Here is a 25,790-nt window from a genome sequence, read left to right as displayed (position 1 = left end):
TCTGATGGCGGACCTACCCGGGTCCTGCAAGGATCGGACATGAAGGAAAGGATCCCCGTGTCGCCTGGTGAGTTGGTCCGAGCGCTGCGCCGGCGCTGGTACGTCCTGGTCGTGGCGGTGCTGCTCGCGGCCGTCGGAGCGGCGGCGGTGCTGCGGCCCCAGCCGGTCCACCTCAGCTCCGCGATCGTGGTGCTCAAGCCGCCGGTGACCAGCCGGCAGCCCAACCAGCTCGCGAACCTCCAGCCGCCGCTCGCCGCCGTCTCCTATGCGGTGGTGCAGCAGCTGGACTCGCCCGCGGGAGCGGACGAGCTCCGGGCGGCGGGAGTCGCCGGCACCTATCGGATGACACCGCGCAACAGCGGCACCAGCGTCACCCCGCGCCACCTGATTCCCTCGCTGCAGATCCAGGTCGAGCACTCCGACCCCGACGTGGCCGACGCCTCCGTACGGAAGATCATCGAGGTCTACACCCGGCACCTGACCGACCTCCAGACGCAGCAGGGCATCCCGGACGCGGCACGGATGAGCGTGGACCTGCTGGTGCAGCCGCACGCCGTCGCGCGGACCGGCGACCGGATGCGGGCCCTCGCCGGTGTGGCCCTGGTGGCCGCGGTCGCCGGTGTGGCGGTGGCCCTGTGGACCGACCGGCTCCTGACACGCCGGGACCGGCGCCGGCGCGAGAGCGCCGGCGCCGGTCCGCAGGAGCCGCCGCTGGAAGCGGTGGAGACGGGTCATCAGATCCCTCGGCGCTTCCAGGACCGCCACCACAGCCACTCGCGCCCCCGGTCGGCCACGGCCGACAGCACCAGCGGCTGAAGGTAGGGCATCACGCGCGGACCGATCCGCCGGCGCCTGAGCAGCGCCCGGTACTCGGCCAGCGACGTGTAGCCGTCCGGCAGGCACTCGGCCGCGAACTCCACGAGCTCGTCGACCGGCACCACGGCGGTCCGCCCCCGGTCGTAGGCCCGGTAGGCGCGCCGCAGCGCGTACCGGGCGAGCCGGGTGCGCGCCGCGACCGCCAGCCGGTCCGCCCCCGGGAGCAGATCGCCGCACTTGACGAGCACCGAGTCGAAGGCGACCAGGCGCTGGCGCAGGTCGTCGAGCTGCCCGCCGAAGTCCGTGGTGGACATGTTGTCGCCGTGGATGCGGTAGAAGGCCTGGTCGGCTCCGCGGACGTAGCCCACGTCGGCGTGCGCCGCGAGCCGCATCCACATCTCGATGTCACCGGCGTGCGGCAGCTCCGGATCGTAGCCCCCGACCTTGCGCTGGAGACTGGTACGGACGACCACCTCGGGCGAGGTGATGCAGCCGGTGCCCTCCCGGAACCGCCGGTCCAGCCACCACCGCCCGGGGTAGACCACCGACCCGGCGGACCGGGTACGGGCCTGGGGCAGCGGACCGCCGTGCCGGAAGCGCAGCGGCCTGCCATAGGCGAAGCCGGCCTCCGGATGGGCGTCGAGCAGGGCCGCGGCGCGCACGAGGGCCCCGGGGACCAGCCGGTCGTCGGCCGAGAGCAGGGCGACGTAGTCCCCGTCGGCCCACTCCAGCAGACCCTCGTTGTAGGTCGCGATGTGCCCCTGGTTGCGCTCGTGGACCCGTACCTCGATCCTCGGGTCGGCCGCCGCCAGCGCGCGCGCCACGTCCGCGGAGTCGTCGGGCGAGGCGTCGTCGATGATCAGCACCCGGACGTCGACGCCCTCCTGCTCGTCCAGGACGCTCTTGACGCAGTCGGCCAGGAAGTGGCCGTACTTGTAGCAGGGGATCACCACGCTGACCGTGCTCACTGGCCGGACACCTCCGTGGAACCGTCCGTGGACTGCGGGGAGTTCGGCGGGGTCGTGGTGAAGACCGGACCGACCCAGTAGTTCACCGAACCGTAGGTGTTCGACGGGAAGACCGTGGCGGAGCCGTACTTGTAGAGCCCGTTGGCGCTCCCGGGCGCGTCGGCCGGGGCCACCAGCGGGTAGGAGCGGTGGGCGCCGGAGAAGTAGCCGCCGTCGACCGAGTAGTTGCCGTTCGGTGCGTGGTAGGAGGCCACGTACGTGGTGCCCGCCGTGATCGGCACCGGTGTTGCGAACTGCAGCTGCTGCCAGCCGGACAGGGTCTCGCTGCCGAAGGTGCCGGTGGCCAGCAGGGTGCCGGAGGAGGACCACAGGCTGCCCGTGTGGGTACCGGTGTTGCCGGGGCCCTTGTAGAAGGTGACACCGGTGATGTAGCCGTTCACCGCCGACTGGAAGCGGGTGCCCAGCTCCACCGAGTTGGCGTCGTCGCCCACGTTGGCGGTGCTCGGCGCCGCGGTGCCGTTCCACAGGGCGCAGGGGCAGTTCACCACCGGAGGGCTCGCGCTGGTCGTGAAGTTCCACGTGACCGGCCCGGTCATGGCGTTGCCCCACAGGTCGGACACCCGGACGGACGCCGTGTAGGTGGTGTTCAGGGCCAGTTCGGAGGACGGGGTGAAGGTCGCGCTGTTCGACGCGCCGAGGACCTTGCTGCCCGGGACGGTGGCGCCGCCCGCGTCCTTCACGGTGAAGGTGAGCGTCTCCGCGTCGACGGCCGTACTGAAGGTGGCCGTCACCGCCGCCGTGATCTGCGTACCGGTCGCGGCGGACTGCGGGGAGGTACCGGTGACGGTGGGCGGGGTCGTACTCGCGCCGGAGGTGTCCAGCACCGCGTCCACCCAGTAGTTGCTGCCGGACGAGGCCTTGTTCGGGAACCCGCCCGTCCCGCTGTAGCGGTAGACGCCGTTGCCGCCGTCGGTTCCGTTCTTCAGGGCCGTGAGCGGGGCCAGGCCCGCGTCGGCGGCGGCGAAGGTGTTGTCGAAGGAATAGCCGCCGTTCGGTGCGAAGTAGGAGGCGACGTAGGTGGTGTTGGGCTTGATCGGCACCGGGCTGGAGAAGTTCAGCTGCTGCCAGCCGGACGCCGTCTCGTTGGTGAAGGTGCCCGTGGCCAGGCGCTGGCCGGTGCTGCTCCACAGGCTGCCGGTGTGGGTCCCGGTGTTGGCGGGGGACTTGTAGAACCGGACGCCGGTGATCGAGCCGGCCACCGAGGAGCGGATCTTCACACCGAGTTCGACGGCGCTGCCGTCACCGGCGTTGACGGTGCCGGGCACGGCCGCGGCGGGCCACACGGTGCAGGGGCACTGCTGCGGCCCGACGGTCAGCGGGACAGTGGTGGTCGCGCCGATGTTGACGCTGTCGTCGACCGCGCGCACCTTGATCTGCACGGGGCCCGGGGTGGTCGGCGTCCACGTGTAGCTCCAGTTCGCCAGGCCGGTGGTCGCCTTCCACGTGGTCCCGCCGTCGGTGGACACCTCGACCCGGGCCACTACGCCGCCGCCGGTGTCGGTCGCCGTACCGGTGACGGTCACCGGCCGCAGGGCCGGCACGGTGGCGTTCGCCGCCGGGCTGGTGACAGTGATGCCGGGGCCCACCGTGTCCGTGGAGGCGGTCGAGGCGACCAGGTCGCTCTGCAGGGACTTGGGCTGGACGCCCATGTCGGCGAACACGTTCACCGTGGCCTGCTGCATCCGCTTGTCGGCGGTGACCACGGTGTCGTCCGGGTTGGAGGTGGGCATGTTGGTCAGACCCCAGGACCACTGCACCGTGCCCGCGCCGAACACCAGCGCGTGCGAGGTCTGGTCGCGGAACGCCACCAGGCTGTGCGTCGCGGTGCCGTTGCCGTAGGTGTTGCCGTAGTCCTTCAGGAGTTTGCCGTCCTCGATGTCGACCGTCGTGGACGACATCTGGATCTGCCCGGCCGGACGGCTGGCGTTCTCCACGTCGCTGTCCCACTCGTAGCCGAGCGTGCCCTGCGGGAACGTGGCGGTCTGCGAAGGAGTGAGGTTCGCGACGGAGGTGTTGCGCCACAGGCGCTGCTTGGCGAAGGTGCCCGGCACGGTGATCGCGTCGCTGCGGTAGCCGTTGACGCTGAACATCGAGCCGGTCAGCTGGTTCTGCGGCTGGAAGGGCCGGCCGCCCGCCGCGCCGGCCGGGTCCATGAAGGTGCCCGTCCAGATCCCGCTCGGGTCGGGGATGCCGTTCGGCTGGGGGAAGGACAGTTTGGTCTCCTTGTACGAGACCAGCGTCCGGTTGGCGGTGTTCGCGCCGTCGATGCTCGGGGCGAGCCGGGTCTTCCAGAAGATCTCGTTGCCCGCGAAGTACGTCTGGTGCTGCCCGGCCCGGCGCGCGTTGAGTGCGTTGGTGAACTGGTCCTGGGTCCAGTACTCGTCGTGCCCGGAGGACATGAAGACCTTGTGGTGGGACAGCAGGGTCGCGCCGCGCACCGACATGTCGATCCCGGACATGTAGCTCACGTCGTAGCCGTTGCGCTCCAGCCACGCCACCATCTGGAACTCGGAACCGTAGATCCCGTTGTCCCCGCCGATGTCCATGGGCCGGTTGTAGCTGACCTCGTAGGCCCGCCCGTCGGGCGCGGGCCCGCCCCCGTCGTAGAGGTCCTGGCCGCCGTAGTTGTTGTACGCCTGCCAGGTCTGGTCGCTGGTCTGCACCACGATGTCGGAGTGGCTGTCGTCCTTGCGGACGACGAACGGGTACGGCATCACGCCGTTGCCGTCGGCCTGGTCGAAGTTGGCCACGTAGAGCCCGGAGACGGCGTCGGCCGGCACGGACCACGTCGCGGTGACCGGCCAGTTGCCGCAGTCCACCAGGCCGGTGGAGGCCTTGGTGGTGCAGGTGGCCGGGTTCCCGCCGGGCGCGAAGTTCGCCGGATACGTCTGGGCGGCCTGCGCCGCGGTCGACACCAGCCGGGCTCCGGTGCCGCCGTAGTGGCCGAGGCGGTACACCGACACCTTGTACGGCGTCGGCGACTGGATCTTGAACTGCAGGGTGTCGCCCGCCTGGACGCTCGTCTGGGCCGGGAACCCCTTGATGTCGCCGTAGGCGCTCGGCGCGAACCACTCCTCCATCGGGGTGCCCGGCTTGGAGTTCTCGCAGACGATCGCGTTCGTCGTGGGACCGCAGGGATCGGCCGCCGCGGCCACGGAGGCCGGAGGCAGGACCGTGGCCATCAGGGCCGCCACCACGGTGAAGAGACCGTAACGGAGCAACTTTGTCCGTTTGTTCATCTGGACCTCATTGTGTACGTCTGCACGTGTCAGCGCAGGGCGTCGGAGAGCGCGTCCACGACCCGCTGCTGCTGGGCGGCGGTGATCTGCGGGAAGAGGGGCAGGGAGAGCATCAGGTCCGCGGCCCGCTCGGCGTGCGGAAAGGCCCCGCGCCCGTGCCCGAGGTGGGCGAAGGCCGGGGTGAGGTGGACCGGGGCCGGGTAGTGCACGCCCGCGCCGATCCCCTCGGCGTTGAGCTTGCCGACCACCGTGTCGCGGTCGGCACCGCCGACCCGTACGACGTACAGGTGCCAGACGTGGACGTTGCCCTCCGCGGTGACCGGCAGGGTGACCCGTCCGGCGGCGGCGAGCCCGCCCAGCAGCCCGTCGTAGCGGGCGGCGGCGGTCCGGCGGGCAGCGTTCCCCTCCGCCAGCCGGGCCAGCTTGGCCCGCAGGACCACGGCCTGCAGACCGTCCAGCCGGCTGTTGAAACCGGCCACGTCGTGGCGGTACTTGGCGACCCCGCCGTGGTTGGCGAGCGCCCGGACCAGATCGGCGCTCTCCTGGTCGTCGGTCACCACCGCGCCCGCGTCCCCGTACGCCCCGAGGTTCTTGCCCGGGTAGAAGCTGGTCGCGGCGATCCCCCCGCTGCCGGGGGAGCGGCCGTCCCGGGTCGCGCCCTGGCTCTGCGCCGCGTCCTCGACGACCTTGACGTGCGCCGGAAGCCGGCCCGCCAGCTCCGCGGCGGCCGCGCACTGCCCGTACAGGTGGACGGGCACCACCGCGCGGGTCGCCGGCCCGACCGCGTCCAGCGCGGCCTGCGGATCCATCAGCAGGGTGTCGGGCAGGCAGTCGACCAGCACCGGCCGGGCGCCGATCCGGGCGACGGCGCCCGCCGTCGCGATGAAGGTGTTGGCGGGCAGCACCACCTCGTCACCCACGCCGACACCGCTCGCCCGCAGCGCCAGTTCGAGGGCGTCGGTGCCGTTGGCGACCCCCACACAGTGCCGGACCCCGGCGAAGTCGGCGTACTCGTTCTCGAAGGCCCGGACCTCGGCGCCCCCGATGAAGGCGGTGTCCGCGAGCACCCGGTCGAAGCCGGCCCTCAATTCCTCGGCGACCTCGGCGTGCGCGGCCTTCAGGTCGACGAGCGGTATCTGGTTCATGCGACGGGACTCTCCATCCGTGTCTGAGGCCGCGGGCCGTTCGGGCCGGCGCCGTCTTCCGTGCCGTGCGCCGCTGCCCCGGCGGGCACCGGCGCCTCCTGCGCGGGTGCGCCCGCGGCGGACCCGCCGGATGCCCCTGGCCCGGCCGCCAGTTCGGCGAGGGCCGGGGCCCCCGCCGGCCGCAGCGGGCGGGCCGGGCTGCCGGCCCACACCTCCCCGGCGGGAACGTCCGCGAGGACGGTGCTGCCCATGCCGGTCAGCGACCAGGCGCCGATCGCGGCGTACTCCCGGACCAGCGCCCCCGCCCCCACGTACGCGCCGCGCCCGACCCGCACCCCGCCGCCCAGGCGTACGCCGGAGGCGAGCGTGGCGAAGTCCTCGACCGTGTCGTCGTGCGTGAGGACCACTTGCGGCATGACCGCCACGTGGGACCCGACCCGGACGGAGGCCGTCAGCACGCAGTGCGCCAGCAGCACCGAGCCCGCGCCGAGCACCGAGGACGCCGACACCGCCGCCGTGGGGTGCACCACCGTCGCGTACCGGTCCGCCGGCAGCCCCAGGCGCCGCACCAGGCGGGCCCGTACGGCGTAGTCGCGCGGACTGCCCACGCAGACCACCACCCGGGCGGCCGGCAGCTCGTGGACCAGCTCGCAGCCGCCCAGCACCGGGACCCCGTCGACCTCCCGGCCGTGCAGCGCCGGATCGTCGTCGAGGTGCCCGGCCGACCGCCAGCGGGGAGGACGGCAGCGCGCCACGTCGGCCGCGGCCACGTCCCGTACGGCCTGCGCGGTCTCCCGCGCGAAGCCGCCCGCTCCGACGATCAGCAGGTCCTCGGTCACCGGAGCGCTCATCCGCCCGCCTGTTCCCGCAACACGGCCACCACCCGGTCCTGCTGCGCCCCGGTCATGGTGTGGAACAGCGGGAGGATCAGCGAGTCACGGCTGATCCGCTCGGTCACCGGCAGCGCGGCCGCGCCGTGGCCCTCGTACGCCGGCTCCAGGTGGGAGGCCATGATCCCGCGCCGGGCCGAGATCCCGGCCTCGGAGAGCACCGCGAGCAGCTCGTCCCGGCCGACGGGAAAATCCTCGGCCAGCAGCACCCAGTACGACTGGAAGTTGCCCTGACCGTGTACGGGATCGCGGACCGGGCGGAGACCGGGGACCTCCCGCAACAGCTCCGCGTACCGGGCGGCGAGCGCGCGCCGCCGGGCCACGATCTCGTCCAGCTTGCCGAGCTGCACCAGGCCGACCGCGGCCTGGATGTCGGTCATCCGGTAGTTGTAGCCGACCTCCAGGTAGCTCTCGACGATCGGCTTGCTGCTCGCGTGACGCTGCGCGGCGGACACGTTCATCCCGTGCTCGCGCAGCCGGCGCAGCCGCTCCGCCCACTGTGCGTCGTCCGTCGTCACCATGCCGCCCTCGCCGGTGGTGATCACCTTGCGGGGGTGGAAGGACCAGGCGGCGAGGAGCGCCCCGTGGCCGACGGACTTCCCGCCGACCGTCGCGCCGATACCGCAGGCGGCGTCCTCCACCAGCGCCACGTCCCATTCGGCGCACGCCGCGCGCAGTGCGTGCACGTCCGCCGGCACCCCGCCCTGGTGGACGGCGAGCACCGCCTTCGTACGGGGGGTGCGAACCGCGTCCACGGTGGCCGGGGTCAGATTGCCGGTGGCCTCCTCGACGTCGGCGAACACCGGCCGGGCGCCCACGTGGCGCACGGCGTTGGCGGTGGCGATGAACGACAGGGACGGGACGACCACCTCGTCACCCGGTCCGAGGTCCAGCGCGACCAGGGCCAGGTGCAGGGCGGTGGTGCACGAGCTGACGGCGATGCCGTGCTCGGCGCCCACCCGCTCCGCGAAGGCCCGCTCGAACGCGGCGACCCGGGGACCCTGGGCGACCCAGCCGGAGAGCACCGCGTCGGCCGCCGCCTTCGCCTCCTCCTCGCCCAGCCAGGGCACCATCACGGGGATCCGCGCCTGCGCGGCGGCCGGGGCGGGGGCGGTCATCGGCCCGCCTGTGCGGCCGCGTCGGCGGCACGCTCGGCGCGCCACCACTGCACCAGGTCCCGCAGCCCGGTGCGCAGGTCGATGCCGGCCGTGAAGCCGAGCCGCTCCGAGGCCCGCGCGGTGTCCGCCAGGCGGCGGGTCACGCCGTTCACGGCCCGGGCCGGGCCGTGCTCGGGCATCAGGCCGTCCGCGCCCATGGCCTCCAGCAGGCCGTTCGCCAGCTCCAGCAGGCTCGTCTCGGACCCGCTCGCGACGTTGAACACCTCGTCGGTCAGGTCCGATTCGGCGGCCAGCAGGTTGGCGCGCGCGATGTCGCGCACGTCGACGAAGTCCATGGTCTGCAGGCCGTCGCCGAGGATCAGCGGCGGTTCGCCCGAGGCTATGCGCTCCATCCAGCGGATGAGCACCTCGGTGTAGAGGCCGTGGATGTCCATCCGAGGCCCGTACACGTTGAAGTAGCGCAGGGCGATGTAGTCGAGCCCGTACATCGAGTGGAAGCTGCGCAGCATCCCCTCGTTGAAGGCCTTCGCCGCACCGTAGAACGTGTCGTTGTTGTACGGGTGGTGGCGCTCGGTCGTCGGGAACTGCTCGGCCAGTCCGTAGACCGAGGCCGAGGACGAGGCGATCACCTTGCCCACTCCGGCCGCGGCCGCCGCCTCCAGCACGTTGAACGTGCCGTCCACCATCACCTCGTTCGCCAGCCGCGGCTCTTCCGCGCACTGGGTGATCCGGATGGCGGCCAGGTGGAAGACCAGGTCGGCGCCCTCCGTGACCTTGCGTACCGCCGCCACGTCGCGGATGTCGCCCTCGACGACCTCGACGACACCGCTCGGCAGGGCGCGGGCCAGGTTGGCGGTCCGCCCCCGCACGAAGTTGTCGAGCACCACGATCTCGCGTGCCCCGTTGTCCACCAGCTGGTCCACCACGTGCGAGCCGATGGTGCCCGCTCCGCCGGTGACCAGAATCCTCTTGCCTCGTACGCTGCTGCTCAACGCCCTGCTCCCACTGAATAGGTCGTGTCTTGCGTGTGTGCACGGTCCGCGAGGGATCCGTGGGTGGTCCGCGAGAGATCCGGAAGTGTTCCGGGAGGGATCCGGGACGTCAGCGCCCGGTGCGCAGTCCGACGACCGCGCCACGGAACTCCAGGCTGCGGGAGGCCGCTTCGAGGATGTCCAGGACCTTCAGGCCCGCCCGGCCGTCGGTCAGCGCCGGCCGTCCCGTCCTGATGGCGTCGGCGAACTCCTCGACCATGCTGCGCAGCGCCTCCTTCTCGCCGATCGCGGGCGCCACCATGTCACCGGTCCGGTAGGAGACGAGCATGTCGCGGCGCTCGTCGGCGCCGATCTCCTGAGGGGTGCTCAGCTCCACGCCGCGGTCGAACACCGAGACGCGCTGGGTCGGGTTGAGGTCGTCCCAGACCAGGGTGCGCTTGGAGCCGCCGACCATGGTGGTGCGCACCTTCGTCGGGGAGAGCCAGTTGACGTGCACGTGCGCGATGGCGCCCGTGTTCAGCTGGAGGGTCAGGTAGGCCACGCAGGACTGACCGGCCCCGATCGGATCGGCGCCGGTCGTGGCGACGGCCACCGGCTTCACGTGGTCGGGGAGGATGAAGTCGAGGACCGACAGGTCGTGGGGGGCCAGGTCCCACAGGACGTCGACGTCCTTCTGGACGAGCCCGAGGTTGATCCGTACCGAGTCCACGAAGTGGATCTCGCCCAGTTCACCGGAGCGGACCATCTCCCGGATCCGGCGCACCGCCGGGGTGTAGCAGTAGGTGTGGTCGCACATCAGGGTGAGACCGCGCTTCTCCGCCTCCGCCACCAGCCGCATCCCGTCCTCGTACGTGGAGGCGAGCGGCTTCTCCACGAGGACGTGCTTGCCGGCCCGCAGGGCGGCCAGCGCGACGTCCAGGTGCGTCCCGGCCGGGGTGGCCACGGCGACCGCCTGGACGGACGGGTCGGCGAGGACCGCCGCGTAGTCCGAGGTCGGCTGCACCGTGGAGTACCTGCCGAGCACCTGCCGTGCCCGGTCGACGTCCAGATCGCAGAGCCACCGCAGCCGGAACTGCGGACTGGACTGGAAGTTGCGGACGAGATTGGGTCCCCAGTAGCCCGCGCCGACCACCGCGATGCCCAACGGTGCCGCGGACCCCCGGCCGGAGATCCCGGCACTCTGCCCGACGGTCTGGGCGGCGCTCTGCGCGCCGTCCTTGGAGGTGTCCTTCACAGCGTTCCCTTCCTTCCGCGCACGCCGACCGGCGTGTCGACAACCCGTGGCCGGGACGCGTGTGGTGAGAGGAGGAACGCCGTCGTAGAGGGCACGCCGGACGCCTGCGCGTCCCGTGCGTGACCTGCTCGACGGTGATGGCCCCCCACAACCGATGTTCTGCGTGAATCGCGTATGCCGCCCCCCGGCCCGACCGCCCGTTCCCCACAAGCAGCCGAAGCCGTACCACCCTTGCCGGTTCCGGACCGTGGCCGGCCGCGCCGAAGCGTGCCGAATCCGGTCGGCGCCGCTCAATCTAGTCCACCGGGCGTACCCCCGGGCAGAGTTGGCGGAATCGCCGGGAGCCGGCGTTCGAGCGTGCATACTGCGCGGGTGACCAGCATCGTGATACCGGCCCACAACGAGGGCCGGGTCATCGGCCGGCTCCTCGACGCGCTCCTGGCCGACTCCTCGGCGTCCGGGCCCGACATCGTCGTGGTGTGCAACGGCTGCAGCGACGACACCGCCCGGGTGGCGGGCGCGCACGGCGCCCGCGTACGCGTCGTGGAGATCCCGACGCCCTCCAAACACACGGCACTTCGGGTCGGGGACGAGCATGCGCGCGGCTTCCCCCGGCTGTACGTGGACGCCGACGTCGTCCTCGGGGCCGCCGACGTACGCGCCCTGGCGGACGCGCTCGACGGGGACCCGGACCTGCTCGCCGCCGCACCCGGCCGGGACATCCCGCTCACCGGCTGCGCCTGGCCGGTCCGCGCCTACTACCGGGTGTGGCAGCGGCTGCCGGCCGTCCGCGAGGGCCTGTTCGGCCGGGGCGTCATCGCCGTGACGGAGGAGGGGCACCAGCGGATCGCCGCACTGCCCCCGCTCATGGCCGACGACCTGGCCGCCTCCCTCACCTTCGGGCCGGGGGAGCGGAGCGTGGTGGAGGCGGCCCGGGTCGTCGTGCGCCCGCCGCGCACCTGGTCCGACCTGATCCGGCGCAAGGTCCGCGCGGCGACCTCCTCCGCCGAGTACGAGCGCTTCCAGGCGGCACGGGAGGCCGGGGCGGGCGCCGCCCCCTCGGCGCGCACCGCAACGTCCGACCTCCGCTCCCTGCTGCGCGCCGATCCGGAACTGCTGCCTGCCGTCCTGGTGTTCGCGGCGGCCGCGCTCGCCGCCCGCCGGGGCTCCCGCAGGGCCGTCCGCGACCGGGACTTCTCCACCTGGCTGCGGGACGAGAGCAGCCGGCAGTGACGCAGCGGTGCGCGGGGGGTGTCCTGTAGGTCGGACCGGATCCGGGTGCGGCACCAGGGCCCGCGAGCCCGGCCTGACCGGCAGGACGCCCGCCAGGGCCGAATCGCCTCGTACGCACCACAGTTGGCCCGTACAAGCACTAGGGTTCGGGATCGACTCGCACGTCCGAACGACTCAGACCGTCTGCACGGGGGAGCTCCAGAGCATGTACCTCGCGGACCGCTCCGCGCCCGCGGGCGCGAAGACCGCGCCGGACCGGGGATCCGGCAGGGCGCCGGCGGTCGCCCCGACCGTCCTCGCCCTGGGCACGGTCAGTCTGATCACCGACGTCTCCTCCGAGATGGTCACCGCCGTCCTGCCCCTCTACCTGATCGCGGGGCTGGGCCTGAGCCCCCTCGGGTTCGGCGCGCTCGACGGCGTCTACAACGGCGTCAGCGCCCTGGTCCAGCTCACCGGCGGCCACCTCGCCGACCGGGTCCGCAACCACAAGCTGGTCGCCGGCATCGGCTACGGCCTGTCCGCGCTGTGCAAACCCCTGCTGCTGCTCGCCCACAGCCTCGGCCCGATCAGCGTCGTCCTCGCGCTGGAACGCACCGGCAAGGGCCTGCGCACCGCCCCGCGCGACGCGCTGATCTCCCTCTCCACCCCCGACCGGTTACAGGGCCGGGCCTTCGGCGTGCACCGGGCGATGGACACCACCGGGGCGCTGCTCGGCCCGCTCGCCGCCTTCCTCATCCTCGGCGTGGCCGTCGACGGCTACGACGCCGTCTTCGGCGTCAGCGCCTGCGTCGCCGCCCTGGGCGTCGTCGTGCTCATGCTGTTCGTCCCCTCCGGCGCGGGCGGCACACCGCCCCCCCGCCCCCGGACGGCCGCCGCACCCGCCGCGCCGCCCGCCCCCGAGCGGCCCGACCCCGTACGGCTGCGCGACGCAGCGGCCCTGCTGCGCCTGCCGCGGCTGCGGGCCCTGGCGCTCTGCGCGGTCCTGCTCGGACTCACCACCGTCAGCGACGCCTTCGTCTACCTGCTGCTCCAGCGCCGGACGGGCATCGACGACCAGTGGTTCCCGCTCCTGCCGCTCGGCACCGCCGCCGTGTTCCTGCTGCTGGCCGTCCCGGCCGGCGCCCTCGCCGACCGGATCGGGCGCCGCACCGTCTTCCTGACCGGCCACGCCCTCCTGCTCGCCGCCTACGGGCTGTTGCTGTGGGCCCCCGCCTGGCCGGCCCTGCCCTACCTGGTCCTGGCCCTGCACGGCATGTTCTACGCCGCCACCGACGGGGTGCTGCCCGCCGCCGTCGCCGCCACCGTCCCCGAGTCGCTGCGCGCCACCGGCCTGGCCCTGGTCGGCACCGGCCAGGCGCTGGCCCGCTTCGGCTGCTCGCTGGCCTTCGGCGGGGCGTGGACCCTCTGGGGCACCGGCCCGGCCCTCGCCGCCGCCGCGGCCGGCCTGCTCTGCTGCGCGGCCGTCGCCGGCTACGTGCTGCGGCCGGCCACGCCCGCGCCCTGCGCACCTGCGGCAGCTGCACCCACTCCGCCCGACCCGGCCCGACGCCCGTGAGGAACCCGATGACACGCTCCCGCCGCCTGCTCGTCCTCGCGGTGGCGGTGCTGCTGCTCGGGGGCGTCGGCGCCGCCCTGGTGCAGCGCGCCGCCTCCCGCGCCGACCAGCCCCGTACGGGCGGCGCGGAGGCGACCGCGGGGGCCGTCACGCTGACGGCCGGACGGGACACGCTGGCCTTCCTGGGCAGCGGGCAGGGCCCGGACCGCGGGGCCCTCACCTCCGTCCCGGCCGACGCGCCCGACGGCCCCCGCACCGTGTCCGACCTGACCTGCCGGCGCTTCCACGCCGCGGCGGGGACGGGCGTCTGCCTGCGCTCCAGCCCGGGCGCGCTCGCCCAGGACAACAAGGCGGTCATCGTCGACGCCGAGCTGCGCCAGGTGCGCAGCTTCCCCCTGGCGGGCACGCCCAGCCGGGCCCGCGTCTCCCCCAGCGGCCGCTTCGCCGCCTGGACCGTGTTCGTCTCCGGTGAGTCCTACGGCGCCGCGTTCTTCTCCACGCGCACCGCGATCCTGGACACCAGGACCTGGAAGCTCGACGCGAGCCTGGAGGAGTTCGCCATCACCATGGACGGGCGGGACTACCGCGCCCAGGACGTGAACTTCTGGGGCGTGACCTTCGCGAAGGACGACGACACCTTCTACGCCACCCTCTCCACGGCGGGCGAGACGCACCTGGTCAAGGGCTCGGTCTCGCGGCGCTCCGTCACCACCCTCGCCAAGAACGTCGAATGCCCGTCCCTGTCCCCGGACGAGACGCGCATCGCGTACAAGAAGCGGGTGCGGGCCGGGGCCTCGCTGTGGCGCGAACACGTCATGGATCTGGGGACGTCGCGGGACCGTCCGCTCGCCGAGAAGCGCAGCGTCGACGACCAGGCCGCCTGGCTGGACGACCGTACGCTCGCCTACGCCCTGCCCGCCGAGGGCGCCGCCGACCGTACGGACCTGTGGACCGTGCCGGCCGACGGCTCCGGCAGCCCCGAACTGCTGACCCCCGGGGCCTCCTCCCCGGCCCGTCTGGGCTGACGGGCCGGGGAGGGCCGTCAGACCTGGTCCACGAAGCTGCGTACCCGTGCCACGAGCGCGGCGCTGTCCCGGATCCAGGCGTAGTGCCGGCTGCCCTTGGCGCCCTCGCCGAGCGCGAGCTCCCAGTACGTCACGCGGGCGCTCGTGAGCTTCCCGGCGAGGGCGCGCACCCCGCCGGGCGGTGCCATGGCGTCGCCCTTGACGGCGACCGCCAGCACCGGCAGCTCCAGCTTCGCCAGTGCCGGCTCGAAGTCCACCTCGCAGGACGGCACGTGGTAGCGGCCCGTCCGGACCTGCGTGGCCATGTCCCTCAGGACCTGCGCGGAGTCGTTGCCCAGGACCCCGATGCGGCGGCCGGGGAAGTACCCGTACACCGCGGCGAACGCGGCCGCGAGCTGGAAGGCGGCGAGCATCCCCAGACTCTGCGGGAACGGCCAGCCGCGGTAGTGGCAGGAGGGGGCTCCCACCAGGACCGCGCCCGAGGCCATGTGCGGCTCCTGGCTGAGGTAGAGGGCGCCGAGCTGCCCCCCGAGGCTGTGCCCCAGGAGGTGGCGCGGAGCCGCCGGGAAGGCCGCCTGCACCGCGCGGAAGAGCGCCGGGTAGTCGTACGCCACCATCTCGTGATAGCCGTAGCGCACCCCCCGCCCGGCGCGCACGGAACTCGTGCCCTGCCCGCGCAGTTCGCCGACGGCCACCTGGAAGCCGGCCCCGGCGAGGGCGTCCGCCAGCGGGGCGTAGGCCGCGGCCCTGGTGCCCATGGCGGGCATGCACACCAGGACGGGTGCCGACGGATCGTCGGGCCTGCGGTGCAGCCGGACCTGTGCCGTGGCGCCGTCCCCGGCGCGCACGGTCTCGGTGGTCACTTCGACGGACGTGCTCACAGACCTCCCTCGCTCGTGGCCGTCCTGCGCATTTCGCGGAACACGTTCAGCAGCTGGATCTCGCTGGAGCCCTCGAAGATGGTCAGGGCGCGCGCGTCCCGCCAGCGCTTCTCGACGCCGTGGTCGGCGGCGATGCCGCGCCACCCGTACAGCTGGAGGATCTCGTTCGAGGCCCGGACGGCGAGCTCGGTGGCGTAGTACTTCGCCATGGAGCTCTCCTTGCCGAAGGGCAGTCCCTGATCGGCCAGGGCCGTCGCCTCGTCCAGCAGCTTGCGGGCGGCGCACAGCTCGACGTACAACCGGCCCAGTGTCAGCTGGACGTGGCTGAGGGTGTCCATGCGGTCGTCGGGGTAGACGCGGCGCTCGCCGACCCAGGTGAGCGCGTCCCGCAGCATGGCGGCGACGATGCCCGTGCCGCAGGCGGCGCCGCCGATGCGGATGGTCGCGAGGAGTTCGTTCAGCAGCATCTCCCCGTCCCCGGCCCTCCCGATCAGGCTGATCGGTTCCAGGGCGACGTCCCGGAAGGTGACCGAGGGCGTGGGCAGGCAGCGGAACGCCGCCTTGTCGATGTCCTCGCTCACGGTCACGCCCGGAGCGTCGCGCGGGACGGCGAAGAACGACAGGCCGCGTTTGCGGTTGTCCATCACCGTGTTGGCCAGGACGATGAACACGTCGGCGACGGTCCCGTTCCCGGACATGCACTTGCCGCCGTTGAGCAGCCAGCCCGAATCCGTCTGCACGGCGCGGGTGGCGGCCGCCAGCAGGTTGGAGCCGTTCTCCGGCTCGGTGAGCCCGAGGGCCGCGTAGCCGTTGTCCTTCAGCAGCCGCGTGACGAACAGCTCCTTCTGCTCCGGGGTGCCGGCGGCGACCACGGGGTGCAGCGCGCCGCGGTTGAACACCAGCGTCCACGTCATCCCCGGGCAGACCGCGGACAGTTCGCCGATGACCTGGCCGAACTCCGTGTAGGACAGTCCGGCGCCGCCCAGCTCCTGGGGGAAGGCCGCGTTGAGGATGCCCTCGGCGGCGGCCCGCTCGTGGATCTCGACGGGGAAGGCCCGTTCCTCGTCGTAGCGGCGTACGTGCGGGGCCATCACCTCATCGGCAAACGTGCGGAATTTCCGCTTCCACTCTGATCGACTGCGAGATTCTTCCACGACCATCCTAAGAAACGGTGACGACGAACTTGCCGATGTTGGCCCGGTTGCGCAACTGCGTGATCGCCTGCGGGGCGTCCTCGAAGGCGAAGACACCGCCCACCGAGGGACGGAGCACGCCCGCGTCGATCAGCTCGACGAGGCGGTCCATCAGCGGCCGCAGCCGGGACGGATCACGGGCCAGCGCACCGACGTTGACGGTGCAGAAGGAGCGGCTGCTCATGAACAGGTCGCGGCCGTCCACGGCCAGGTCGAGCACCCCCGCCGCCCCGATCTCGATGAAACGCCCCCCGGCCCGCAGCAGCTCCAGGCCGCGGCCCACCGCGTCCCCCGAGAGCGAGTCCACGACGAGGTCGAGCCCCTGGTCGGGGGTGAGCTCCCGTACGGCCTCGGCGAAGTCCGCCTCCGCGTAGTTGATCGGGTGCTGGACTCCCAGGGCCCGCAGGTGGTCCAGCTTGGCCTCCGTGCTCGCCGTCCCGAACACCGTGGCGCCGTGGTGCAGCGCCAGCTGCACGCAGGCCGTACCGGTCGCGCCGGCCGCTGCCTGGACGAGCACCCGGTCGCCCGGGTGGACGCGCGCCTCCCGCTCCAGGCACGCGATGGCCGTGAGGCCGCTGATCAGCACGGAGACCGCATCGACGGCGCTGACGCCTTCGGGCAGCGGAGCCACCGTGTACGCGGCCGTCGTCACGCGGGCCGCGTAACCGCCGTCCGGGGTCAGCGCGATGACCGCGTCGCCGGGCCGCACGTGTTCCACGCCGTCGCCCACCGCGTGGACGACGCCGGCCACCTCGTGCCCGGGGACGAACGGGGGCGTCGACAGGAACGGGTGGAAACCGGTGGTCGCCAGGACGTCGATGAAATTGACGCCGACGGCCCGCACGTCGATGACCACCTCGCCCGGCCCGGCCTTGCGCACGGGAACGTCCCGCAGCCGCATGTCGAGCCCGGCCGGGCCCGCGGCGATGGTGTAGCCGGGGACGGTGCTGTGCAGCTCCGCCTCGTCCAGCGTGACCTCCTGCGCGCTCTGCGCGGGCAGCTCGGGCAGCGCTTGCGCCCCCTCGGGCTCGGCCGGCCCCAGCAGCCCCTCCAGGTGGAGCCCCACGGCGTCCACCGTCCGGTGGTTGAACATGAACGTCGCCGGCAGCTCCAGCCCGAAGTGGGCGCCGATCCGGCGGGTGAGGGACACGGCCAGCAGCGAGTCGACCCCCAGGCGGTCGAAGCGCGCAGAGGTGTCGATCTCGGCGGGGGAGCGGCGCAGGGCCCGGGCCAGCTCCGCCCGGACGAAGTCCGCCGCCGAGCCGGCCGCGCCGTCCGGACGCGCAGCGCGCGCCCGCGGCGCCGCCCCGGCCTGTCCGTGCCCGCGGTTGAACCGGTCCACCAGACCGTCGGCGACCTCGTCGCCCACGTCCAGGACCGCCAGCTGCAGGTGGGAGCTGCCCAGGGACCGGAGGAACGCGGCGGCGCCCGCCTCCGGCGACATCGGGTGCAGCCCCGACTCCAGCAGCTGGGCCTGGTACTTGGGGTCGGCGACCATTCCCAGCTCCGCCCAGGGGCCCCAGTTGACCGTGCGCACGGGCGTGCGCCGGCTGCGCACCGTACCGGTCAGCGCGTCGAGCGTGGCGTTGCCCGCCGCGTACGCGCCCTGCCCGGGCGTCACGAACAGGCTGGCCATGGACGAGAACAGCACGATGAAGTCCAGGTCCTCCGACGCCACCGCGTCGATGAGGATCCGGGCTCCCTGCTCCTTCGGCGCGATGATCGTGTTCATGCGCTCGGCCGACGTCGACTCGACGAGCGCGTCGTCGAGGATTCCCGCGGTGTGGATCACACCGTGCAGGGCCCCGAAGCGGCGCAGCGTCTCGTCCAGGGCACGCCGTACCGCGGCCGCGTCCGTCACGTCCGCCTGGAGGTACAGCAGCCGCCCGCCGGCCGCGTCGACCGCCTCCTCCAGCCGCGGGTCGACCTCCGGACGGCGCCCGGTGAGTACCACCCGCGCGCCCGCCTCGCGGGCCAGCGTGACCGCGAGCGTGGAACCGAGCCCGCCCTGGCCGCCCGTGATCCAGTAGACGCCGCCGGGCCGGAGGTCCGCCTCGCCGGAGGCCGGCTCGACCGGGGACAGGGACGGGACGGTCCGCTCCCCGTGCCGGTAGCGGACGCAGAACGCGCCGGGTGCCGTCGCGAGCTCCGCGGCGATGTCCCGGGCGAGTTCCCGCGTCGCCAGCTCCTCCGGCTCGACCCGCACGGCCCGCCCGGACCAGCTGGCGCTCTCCTGCTCCAGGGCGCGCAGCAGCGGGGGCAGCGCGACGTCGCCGGTCACCAGCGCCAGCTCGCGGCGCGCGGCGGACCCGGTGCGCGCGGCGGCCCGCAGGAACGACAGGAACGCCTCGCGCTCCGGCTCCACGACGAGCAGGCGCGCCCGCTCCGGCAGCGACTCCAGGAACGCCGCCGCCTCCTCTCCCTGTGGCAGCGGGACGACCGAACACCCGCCGCCGCCCCGGCCCAGCTCCTCCACCAGCGCCGCACACCGGCCGGCGTCCGCGGTGAGGAGGACGACGGGCGTGGCGGCGGCGGTCGCGTCGGTCTCGGCGGGCCGCGGCTGCGGCCGCGCGTCCACGGCGAAGAAGCGCATGGAGTGCCGGGTGCGCATCCGCTTGAGCGACACGCCCGTGAACCGTACGAGGACCCGCCCGTCGGGATCGAGTACGTCCACGTCGCAGTCGAAGGTGTCGGCGTCGGCCTCGAGTTCGCCGAGCAGCCGCACGTGGGCGAAGGCCGGACCCGACCAGGGCGCGAAGACGTCGACCCGTCCGTAGCCGAACCCCACGAACGTCCCGTCGGCGCCGCCGTCGACGGACAGCCCGGCGATGGACTGCATGGCCCCGTCCGCGACGTCCGCCGGCAGCGGCCGGCCCGCGGTCCGCGGGGACGGGGGAGCGAGCCGGGTCAGCAGCTCCTTCTCGCCCAGCCACATCCCGGTCACCATCCGCATGGTGTCCCCGTACGAGAGCCCCGACGCCGCCAGGTGCTCGTAGAGGACATCGGGCTCGACGCGCCGCGGGCACCGCAGGCGGATCGCGGACAGGTCCGCCGCGTCCGGGGCCGGCGGGGCCTCGGACCACGTGGCGGAGACGTGCTCCTCCCACGCGGAGCCCCGATCGCCGGCCGCCCGGCTCTCCACGGACAGGAAGGGCTCGTTCCCCGCGCGGACCCGCCGGGAGACCCGCACGTGCCGGGCCTCACCCTCGGCGACGGCCAGGGGGTTCGTCACCAGTACGTCGCTCAGGCCGTACCCGCCGACCCGGTCCGGATTGAGATCCTTCAGCGCCGCGTCGAGCATCCACGCGGCGGGCGCGATCGCCCGTTCCTGCACCCGGTGGTCCCGGATGACCGGCAGCGCCCCGGTGACCAGCGTGCCCTCCGAGCGGGGGCCCTCGGGCTCCACCCAGTGCTCCTGGCGCTGCCAGGGGTACGCGGGCAGCCGCGTGCCCGCCCGGGGCCGGCCGCCGAAGAAGGCGGCCCAGTCGATCTCGCACCCGGCCTCGAACAGCGCGGCGACCGCTTCGTAGGGCGCCCGGCCGTCCGAGCGCCGCATCGCCGGGAGGGCGGCCGCGGCGCGGTCGTCGTCCTCCAGGCACTCGGTCACCGACACCGACAGCAGCGGGTGCGGACTCATCTCCAGGAACACCCGGTGTCCGGCCGCCCCGGCCGTGCGGACCGCGTCGGCGAACAGCACCGGCTCGCGCAGGTTGCGCCACCAGTAGCCCGCGTCCAGCGCCTGCGCGTCGAGGCGCTCCCCGACCAGGGAGGAGTAGAAGACGGCGGTCGCGGCACGCGGCGACAGCCCGGACAGCTCGGCGGTGAGGTCCTCCCGCAGGTCCTCCAGCAGCGCGCAGTGCGAGGCCACGTCCACCTTGACCCGCCGGCAGAAGACGCCCTCGGCGTCCATGGCGGTCACGAACGCGTCGACGGCCGTGGCCTCCCCGGACACCACCGTCGTGCTCGGCCCGTTGTGCGCGGCGAGCGAGAGCCGGTCCCCGTAGGGCTCCAGGGCCTTGCGCACGTCCGAGACGGGGAGCGAGACCAGCGCCATGGATCCTTGGCCGCGGTGACGCATCATCAGGGCGCTGCGCCGGCAGATGATCCGCGCCGCGTCCTCCAGTCGCAGCGCGCCCGCGACGTGGGCCGCCGCCACTTCACCCATGCTGTGCCCGACGACACCGGCGGGCCGCACGCCCCACGACCGGAAGAGCGCCGCCAGCGCGACCTGCATCGCGAAGAGCGCGGGCTGGACGACGTCGATGCGCTCCAGCAGCGCAGCGGCGTCCTCCTCGGTCAGGACCTCGCGCAGCGACCAGTCGACGTACGGGGCGAAGGCCTGCTCGCAGCGCGAGACGGCCAGGTCGAAGGCGGGCTCAGACTTCAGCAGGGCCCGGCCCATCCCGAGCCACTGCGCGCCCTGTCCGGGGAACACGAAGACGACGCCCGCCTCGTCCGGTACGCCCCGCGCGGCCGTGAACGGCTCGCGCAGGCGGCCGAGGAGCTCCTCCTTGTCCGCGAAGGCGAAGGCGGCACGGAACTCGCGCCCCCGTGGCCCGCCGCGTCCCCGCAGCAGCGTCGCCGCGGCGGTGTCCCGGCCCAGCTCGTGCTCGTCCACCCCGGCGGCCCAGGCCGCGTGACCGGCGGCCTGCGCGTGCAGGGCCGCCTCGGTGGCGGCCGACAGGGCCAGGAGCCGTACGGGGTGCCCGTCGCCCGCGGGCGCCGCGGGCTCCGCCTCCGCAACGGCGGCGGGGGCGGGGCCGAGCACCGCGTGCGCGTTCGTGCCGCCGAAACCGAAGGAGCTCACTCCGGCCAGACCGAGCTCCTCGGGAGACTCCCAGCGGCGCAGCGAGGTCTGCACGCGCAGCCCCAGCCCGTCGAAGTCGATGTCCGGGTTCGGCTCCGCACAGTGCAGGGACGGCGGGAGGGCCCCGTGCTCGAAGGAGAGGGCCAGTTTGATCAGGCCGGCGATGCCGGCCGCCGCTTCCAGGTGCCCGAGGTTCGTCTTCACCGAGCCGATCGCGCACGGCCGGTCCTCGGCGCGGCCCTGCTTCAAAACGGTGCCCAGCGCGGCGGCCTCGATCTGGTCGCCGATCGCGGTGCCCGTCCCGTGGGCCTCGACGTAGCCGACCTCCGACGGGCGGGCGCCCGCGCCCGCGAGCGCGAGGCGCACCACGTCCTCCTGCGCCCGGCGGCTGGGCGCCAGCAGGCCGTTGGTCCGCCCGTCCGAGGTCACCGCGGACCCGCGGATCACCGCCGAGACGCGGTCCCCGTCGCGCAGCGCCTCGCTCAGCGGCTTGAGGACGACCGCACCAGCGCCCTCGCTGCGCACGTAGCCGTCGGCCCGCGCCGAGAAGGCCTTGCAGCGGCCGTCGGGTGCCATGACGCCCGAGTTGTCGAACGCCTCGGTGATCGCCGGGGTGAGGATCACGTTCACGCCGCCGACGATGGCGACGCCGCATTCACCGCGGCGGATCGCCTCGCACGCGAGGTGGACGGCGACGAGGGACGAGGAGCAGGCCGTGTCGACGGACAGGCTCGGGCCGCGCAGGTCGAGTACGTAGGAGAGCCGGTTGGCGGCGACGCTGGACGCCCCGCCGAGCAGCGAATAGGCGTCCGCCGAGGGCGAGTTCGCCAGGACGTCGCGGTAGTCCGAGCTGGAGATGCCCACGAAGACGCCGGTGGCCGAACCGGCCAGGCCGTACGGGTCGATCCCCGCGTCCTCCACGGCCTCCCAGGCGACCTCCAGCATGAGCCGCTGCTGCGGGTCGATCTTGGCGGCCTCGTGCTCGCTGATGCCGAAGAAGTCCAGGTCCAGTCCGCCGACGCCGCCGAGGAAGCCTCCGACGCCGGCGCGGTCGGTGCCGCCGTCGCCGCGGCCCCAGCGGGCGAACCGGTCGTCGGGGACCCGGCCGACGGCGTCCACGCCCCGTTCGAGCAGGTCCCAGAAGGCCTCCGGGCCGTCGGCCCCGGGGAACCGGCACCCCATGCCGATGATGGCGATCGGCTCGTCGTGGGCCGCGCCGGCTGTGGCGTTGCGGCGCGGTGCGGTGAGGCCGCCCCGGTCGGGCCGCCTGCCCTGGAGGTGGTCCAGGATCTCCTTGAGCGTGGGAAATTCGTACGCGACCGTCGGCGAGACCTTCCGGCCCAGCAGTGCGCCGAGTTCACCGGCCAGCGCCACCGCGTCGATCGAGGACAGGCCGTAGGCGGCCAGCGGCTCGTGGACCGATATCTCGTCTGCCGAACTCATGCGGGCCAGCTCGGCGATGCGCCGGCGCAGCCAGGTTTCCAGCTCGGTGTCCTTCATGTGCTCCCCCTGTGTCGTGCTGTTCCGCTGTTCTGTGGTGGTGCGGGTCAGTGCTGGGCGTTCCACGGCGACCGGCCGGCCAGGTACTCCTTCCGGGTCTCGCGGCGCTGGAGCTTGCCGCTCGACGTCTTGGGGAGGGTCCCGGCGGGCAGGAGGACGACCTCGCGCACGGTCAGCCGGTGCTCCTGGGCCACCGCACGCAGCACGGCGTTCACGACGCCCTCCTGGGCCTCCCGGTCCGAGCCGTCGCCGGCCTCGCGGCGCAGCTCGGCGGCGACCACCACCTGCTCCACGCCGTCCGTGCTGACACCGAAGGCGGCGACGCAGCCGGGGCGGAGCGCGGGGTGCGCGCTTTCGGCGGTGCGCTCGATGTCGTGGGGGTAGTGGTTGCGCCCGCCCACGATGATGACGTCCTTGATGCGTCCGCAGACGAACAGACCGTCCTGCGTCTGGAAGCCCAGATCGCCCGTACGCATGTACGGGCCCTGGTCGTCGCCGTCGGCGAGCGTCGCCTCGAAGGCCTCGCGGCTGAGGTCGGGACGCTGCCAGTAGCCGACCGCGACGCTGTCGCCTGCGACCCAGATCTCACCGACCTGTCCCGGCCGGCACCGGGTGCGCGCCTGCGGGTCGACGACGGCCACGTCGAGGGCCCGGCTGACGCCGCAGCTGACCAGGACGCGCGCGCCCGGGCTGTCGTCGGGCACGACCACCGCGGCCCCGCGTTCGAGCTCGTTCTCGTCGAAGGACCGGAACACCCAGGGCCGTTCGATCGGAGCCCCGCTCACCAGCAGCGTGCTCTCCGCGAGCCCGTATACCGGAACGATGGTTTCCGGGCGGAATCCGGTGGACGCGAATGCCTCGGAGAACCGCTTCATCGACTCGGCGCGAATGGGCTCGGCACCATTCGTCGCGACGAGCCAGGACGAAAGGTCCAGGGTCGCGCGGTCCTCCTCGGTGACTTTCCGGGTGCACAGATCGAACGCGAAGTTGGGGGCCGCGGAAAGCGTTCCCCGGTACGTCGATATGGCGCGCAGCCAGCGCACCGGACTCTGCAGGAACGCCACGGTCGGCATGGAAACGGAATGGATCCCCATCATCGCCGGAACGATGATCATCGAGATCAGTCCCATGTCGTGATAGGGCGGCAGCCACCCCACGACAACCGTGGAGCCGTCCATTCCGAGAGACGTGCGGATGAGGTCGGTGTTGTGGGTGAGGTTGCCGTGGGTGACCATCACACCCTTCGGCCGTCCGGTCGAGCCGGAGGTGTACTGCAGGAAGGCGACCGACTTCGGTTCCGGGGACGGTGCGGACCAGTTCGCTCCGGTCCCCTCCGCGATCGTGTCGACCGCCAGCCAGGCCGTCTCCTGGACCTCGGGGATCGTACGCGCCGTCGTCTCGATGGCCGCCCGGATCCCGGCGGTGGTCAGCACGGCCGCGGGCTGCGCGTCCTCGGCGATGCCGGCCAGCCGCAGCAGGCCCCGGGCGCGCTGCGCCGGGTGGGGGAGGTACGCGGGCACGGCGACGACGCCCGCGTAGAGGCAGCCGAAGAAGGCGACGACGAAGTCCTGGCCGGGCTGGAACAGCAGGAGCGCACGGGAGCCGGGCTCCACGTGCGCGGCGTGCAGGCTCGCGGCGACGGCCCGCGCCTTGGCGTCGAGCGCCGCGAAGGTCAGCGAGGGCTCGGCCTCCTCGCCGTCGGGGAGGAAGGTGAACAGCGGATGGTCCGGTATGCGCGCGGCGTGCGCGCGCACGGCGTCGACCACCGTCTCGTAGTGGATCTGGTCCAGGGCAGCGTCAAGCATTCTCAGCCTCATTCAATGCCGGATCGGATGTTCGCACCGGGTGCGGGCCGGCAGGCGGACGGCGAACGTGACGCGCGGCGCCGGGAGGGCTGCCGCGCGGGGTTCCCCCTCTTCGGGGTGCCGGAGCTCCGGGGCTCACGGGGCCGGTGTTCTCCGCGGTACCACGGATCTGGGGACGAGGATGCGCGGAGCTCTCCGGGGCGATCGACCCGAGGTCACGCAGCCGGCGTCCATCGCATCCTGATCCGCAAACATCGGCCTGATTCATTCCCCTGCGATGGGATTGGCGGAGTGGAGCACGGAAACAGCCAAAGCTGGAATAGGAGTACTGGTCAGTACTGGTCCAAACCTTAGGTTGACCCTTGCTGCGAGGTCAACTCGCTTTGAATGGCCGGAAGTTGTCTGCAATTCCGGGCGGCCCGAGTGGTTTCGGCCATCCTCGGCCGGGGTCGGGGGCAGTCGACGGGCGGGGTGGGGGTATCCCGAGCGGGGGTGACGGGGGCGAGCGTCGGATGATCGTGTTTGAAGCTTGCTGAGCGAAAATGATCGTTTGGCGCGGAGTCATCTTGCCAATCTGGCGCAATATCCTCTCGGCGGTGCCGTGCGGGGTATGGGCCGTTCGGCCCGGCCGCGACACCTTCGGGCACAAGCGGGCGAACCGGGGGGTTCGGGGAGCCGCAGCGGGCAGGCGTGGAGCATGACCTTTGAGCACCCCGCGAAGAAGGGCGACGACGACGAGCTCGGGCGGTTCGAGAAGCTCGCGGAACTGGCGTCCAACTTCACCAGCTCCGCTCCCTTCTCCGTGTTCTGCGTCCTGCTGGTGGCGGCCTTCCTTGTGGTCCACCTGCTCCACCTGGACACGAGCTGGCAGCACCTGGTCGGCGACGCGATGGGCGCGGTGGCCCTGCTCCTGCTGGCCCTGCTGAAGAACTCCGAACGCCGCGCGGAACACGCCATCCAGGTCAAACTCGACGCCATCGCCGCGGCGCTGCTGGAACAGCAGGAGGGCGAATGGGGTCAGGCCCACAAGAACCTCCAGAAGGCGATCGGCCTGGAACACCACGAGTAGCCTCCCGCCGGGGTGGCCGGGTCCCTGCGGTTCGGCTGGGGCGGGTGGATGGGTGCCCGGGCCCTGCGGTTCGGCTGGGGCTGGCCGGTGGGTGCTGGGGCTCTGCCCCGGGCCCGCGCCTCAATCGCCGGCGGGGCTTGGTGGTGTGGGGCGGTGCCCCGCCGGAGTGTCTCCTCGGCTCGGCGCCCGCGGGCATGTCGCGGTGGTACCCGGTGGTCGCGCCTCGTCCTGCGGGGACACTCCGCCGTGTCCCCGCCCCA

The 25,790-nt window shown here is 73.1% G+C and carries 16 protein-coding genes; 5 read left to right on the top strand and 11 right to left on the bottom strand.

Going from position 1 to position 25,790, the window contains the following annotated elements; all coding sequences use genetic code 11:
- Positions 1-39: 39 nt before the first annotated feature.
- Complete coding sequence (locus AB0F82_RS22805) at positions 40-816, top strand: hypothetical protein (RefSeq protein WP_362630713.1); 777 nt, start codon at positions 40-42, stop codon at positions 814-816.
- Here the strand turns inward: AB0F82_RS22805 and AB0F82_RS22800 are convergent.
- The 7 genes from AB0F82_RS22800 to AB0F82_RS22770 all read right to left on the bottom strand — a co-directional run bounded on the left by AB0F82_RS22800 (position 735) and on the right by AB0F82_RS22770 (position 10,462).
- A complete protein-coding gene (locus AB0F82_RS22800) occupies positions 735-1,784 on the bottom strand; it encodes a glycosyltransferase (protein ID WP_362630710.1) in 1,050 nt (349 codons plus the stop codon). The genes AB0F82_RS22805 and AB0F82_RS22800 overlap by 82 nt on opposite strands.
- The gene (locus AB0F82_RS22795) at positions 1,781-5,083 is read right to left on the bottom strand and encodes a DUF4082 domain-containing protein (protein WP_362630708.1); all 3,303 of its coding nucleotides are present in this window, start codon (positions 5,081-5,083) and stop codon (positions 1,781-1,783) included. Before AB0F82_RS22795 ends, AB0F82_RS22800 begins: the two co-directional genes overlap by 4 nt.
- 29 nt (positions 5,084-5,112) lie before the next feature.
- On the bottom strand, positions 5,113-6,228 hold the full coding sequence (locus tag AB0F82_RS22790) for a DegT/DnrJ/EryC1/StrS family aminotransferase (protein WP_362630706.1): 1,116 nt from the start codon (positions 6,226-6,228) through the stop codon (positions 5,113-5,115).
- Entirely contained in the window at positions 6,225-7,079 is an 855-nt protein-coding gene (locus tag AB0F82_RS22785) for a NeuD/PglB/VioB family sugar acetyltransferase (RefSeq protein WP_362630703.1), read from the bottom strand. The genes AB0F82_RS22790 and AB0F82_RS22785 overlap by 4 nt, the downstream gene beginning before the upstream one ends.
- Complete coding sequence (locus AB0F82_RS22780) at positions 7,076-8,236, bottom strand: DegT/DnrJ/EryC1/StrS family aminotransferase (RefSeq protein WP_362630700.1); 1,161 nt, start codon at positions 8,234-8,236, stop codon at positions 7,076-7,078. Before AB0F82_RS22780 ends, AB0F82_RS22785 begins: the two co-directional genes overlap by 4 nt.
- A complete protein-coding gene (locus AB0F82_RS22775; RefSeq protein ID WP_362630697.1) occupies positions 8,233-9,228 on the bottom strand; it encodes an SDR family NAD(P)-dependent oxidoreductase in 996 nt (331 codons plus the stop codon). Before AB0F82_RS22775 ends, AB0F82_RS22780 begins: the two co-directional genes overlap by 4 nt.
- 109 nt (positions 9,229-9,337) lie before the next feature.
- Positions 9,338-10,462 carry a Gfo/Idh/MocA family protein gene (locus AB0F82_RS22770; RefSeq protein ID WP_362630694.1) on the bottom strand — a complete coding sequence of 375 codons (1,125 nt, stop codon included), beginning with the start codon at positions 10,460-10,462 and terminating at the stop codon, positions 9,338-9,340.
- Between the two features lie 372 nt (positions 10,463-10,834).
- Between AB0F82_RS22770 and AB0F82_RS22765 the strand changes: the two genes are divergently transcribed.
- The 3 genes from AB0F82_RS22765 (at position 10,835) to AB0F82_RS22755 (ending at position 14,275) form a co-directional block, all read left to right on the top strand.
- Positions 10,835-11,695: a glycosyltransferase gene (locus AB0F82_RS22765; protein ID WP_362630691.1), complete on the top strand. Its 861-nt coding sequence runs from the start codon at positions 10,835-10,837 to the stop codon at positions 11,693-11,695.
- Positions 11,696-11,900: 205 nt separating this feature from the next.
- Positions 11,901-13,250, top strand: a complete 1,350-nt coding sequence (locus tag AB0F82_RS22760) for an MFS transporter (RefSeq protein ID WP_362630689.1) — start codon at positions 11,901-11,903, stop codon at positions 13,248-13,250.
- An 8-nt stretch (positions 13,251-13,258) separates the two neighbouring features.
- Positions 13,259-14,275: a TolB family protein gene (locus AB0F82_RS22755; RefSeq protein ID WP_362630686.1), complete on the top strand. Its 1,017-nt coding sequence runs from the start codon at positions 13,259-13,261 to the stop codon at positions 14,273-14,275.
- Positions 14,276-14,292: 17 nt separating this feature from the next.
- On the opposite strand, the gene AB0F82_RS22750 is transcribed toward AB0F82_RS22755, so the two are convergent.
- From AB0F82_RS22750 to AB0F82_RS22735, 4 genes are read right to left on the bottom strand one after another with little or no spacing between them, the layout of a single operon-like run.
- The gene (locus AB0F82_RS22750; protein WP_362630683.1) at positions 14,293-15,156 is read right to left on the bottom strand and encodes an alpha/beta hydrolase family protein; all 864 of its coding nucleotides are present in this window, start codon (positions 15,154-15,156) and stop codon (positions 14,293-14,295) included.
- On the bottom strand, positions 15,153-16,316 hold the full coding sequence (locus AB0F82_RS22745; RefSeq protein ID WP_362630681.1) for an acyl-CoA dehydrogenase family protein: 1,164 nt from the start codon (positions 16,314-16,316) through the stop codon (positions 15,153-15,155). The genes AB0F82_RS22750 and AB0F82_RS22745 overlap by 4 nt, the downstream gene beginning before the upstream one ends.
- A gap of 1 nt (position 16,317) precedes the next feature.
- Positions 16,318-22,656, bottom strand: a complete 6,339-nt coding sequence (locus tag AB0F82_RS22740; RefSeq protein ID WP_362630678.1) for a type I polyketide synthase — start codon at positions 22,654-22,656, stop codon at positions 16,318-16,320.
- Positions 22,657-22,703: 47 nt separating this feature from the next.
- A complete protein-coding gene (locus AB0F82_RS22735) occupies positions 22,704-24,461 on the bottom strand; it encodes a fatty acyl-AMP ligase (RefSeq protein WP_362630675.1) in 1,758 nt (585 codons plus the stop codon).
- Between the two features lie 697 nt (positions 24,462-25,158).
- Here AB0F82_RS22735 and AB0F82_RS22730 point away from each other — a divergent pair.
- Complete coding sequence (locus AB0F82_RS22730) at positions 25,159-25,530, top strand: low affinity iron permease family protein (protein ID WP_362630672.1); 372 nt, start codon at positions 25,159-25,161, stop codon at positions 25,528-25,530.
- Positions 25,531-25,790: the final 260 nt, after the last annotated feature.

This window comes from Streptomyces virginiae (assembly GCF_040638905.1).
In the GTDB taxonomy this organism is placed as follows: Bacteria; Actinomycetota; Actinomycetes; order Streptomycetales; family Streptomycetaceae; genus Streptomyces; species Streptomyces virginiae_B.
This window is presented reverse-complemented; position numbering and strand designations above follow the sequence as displayed.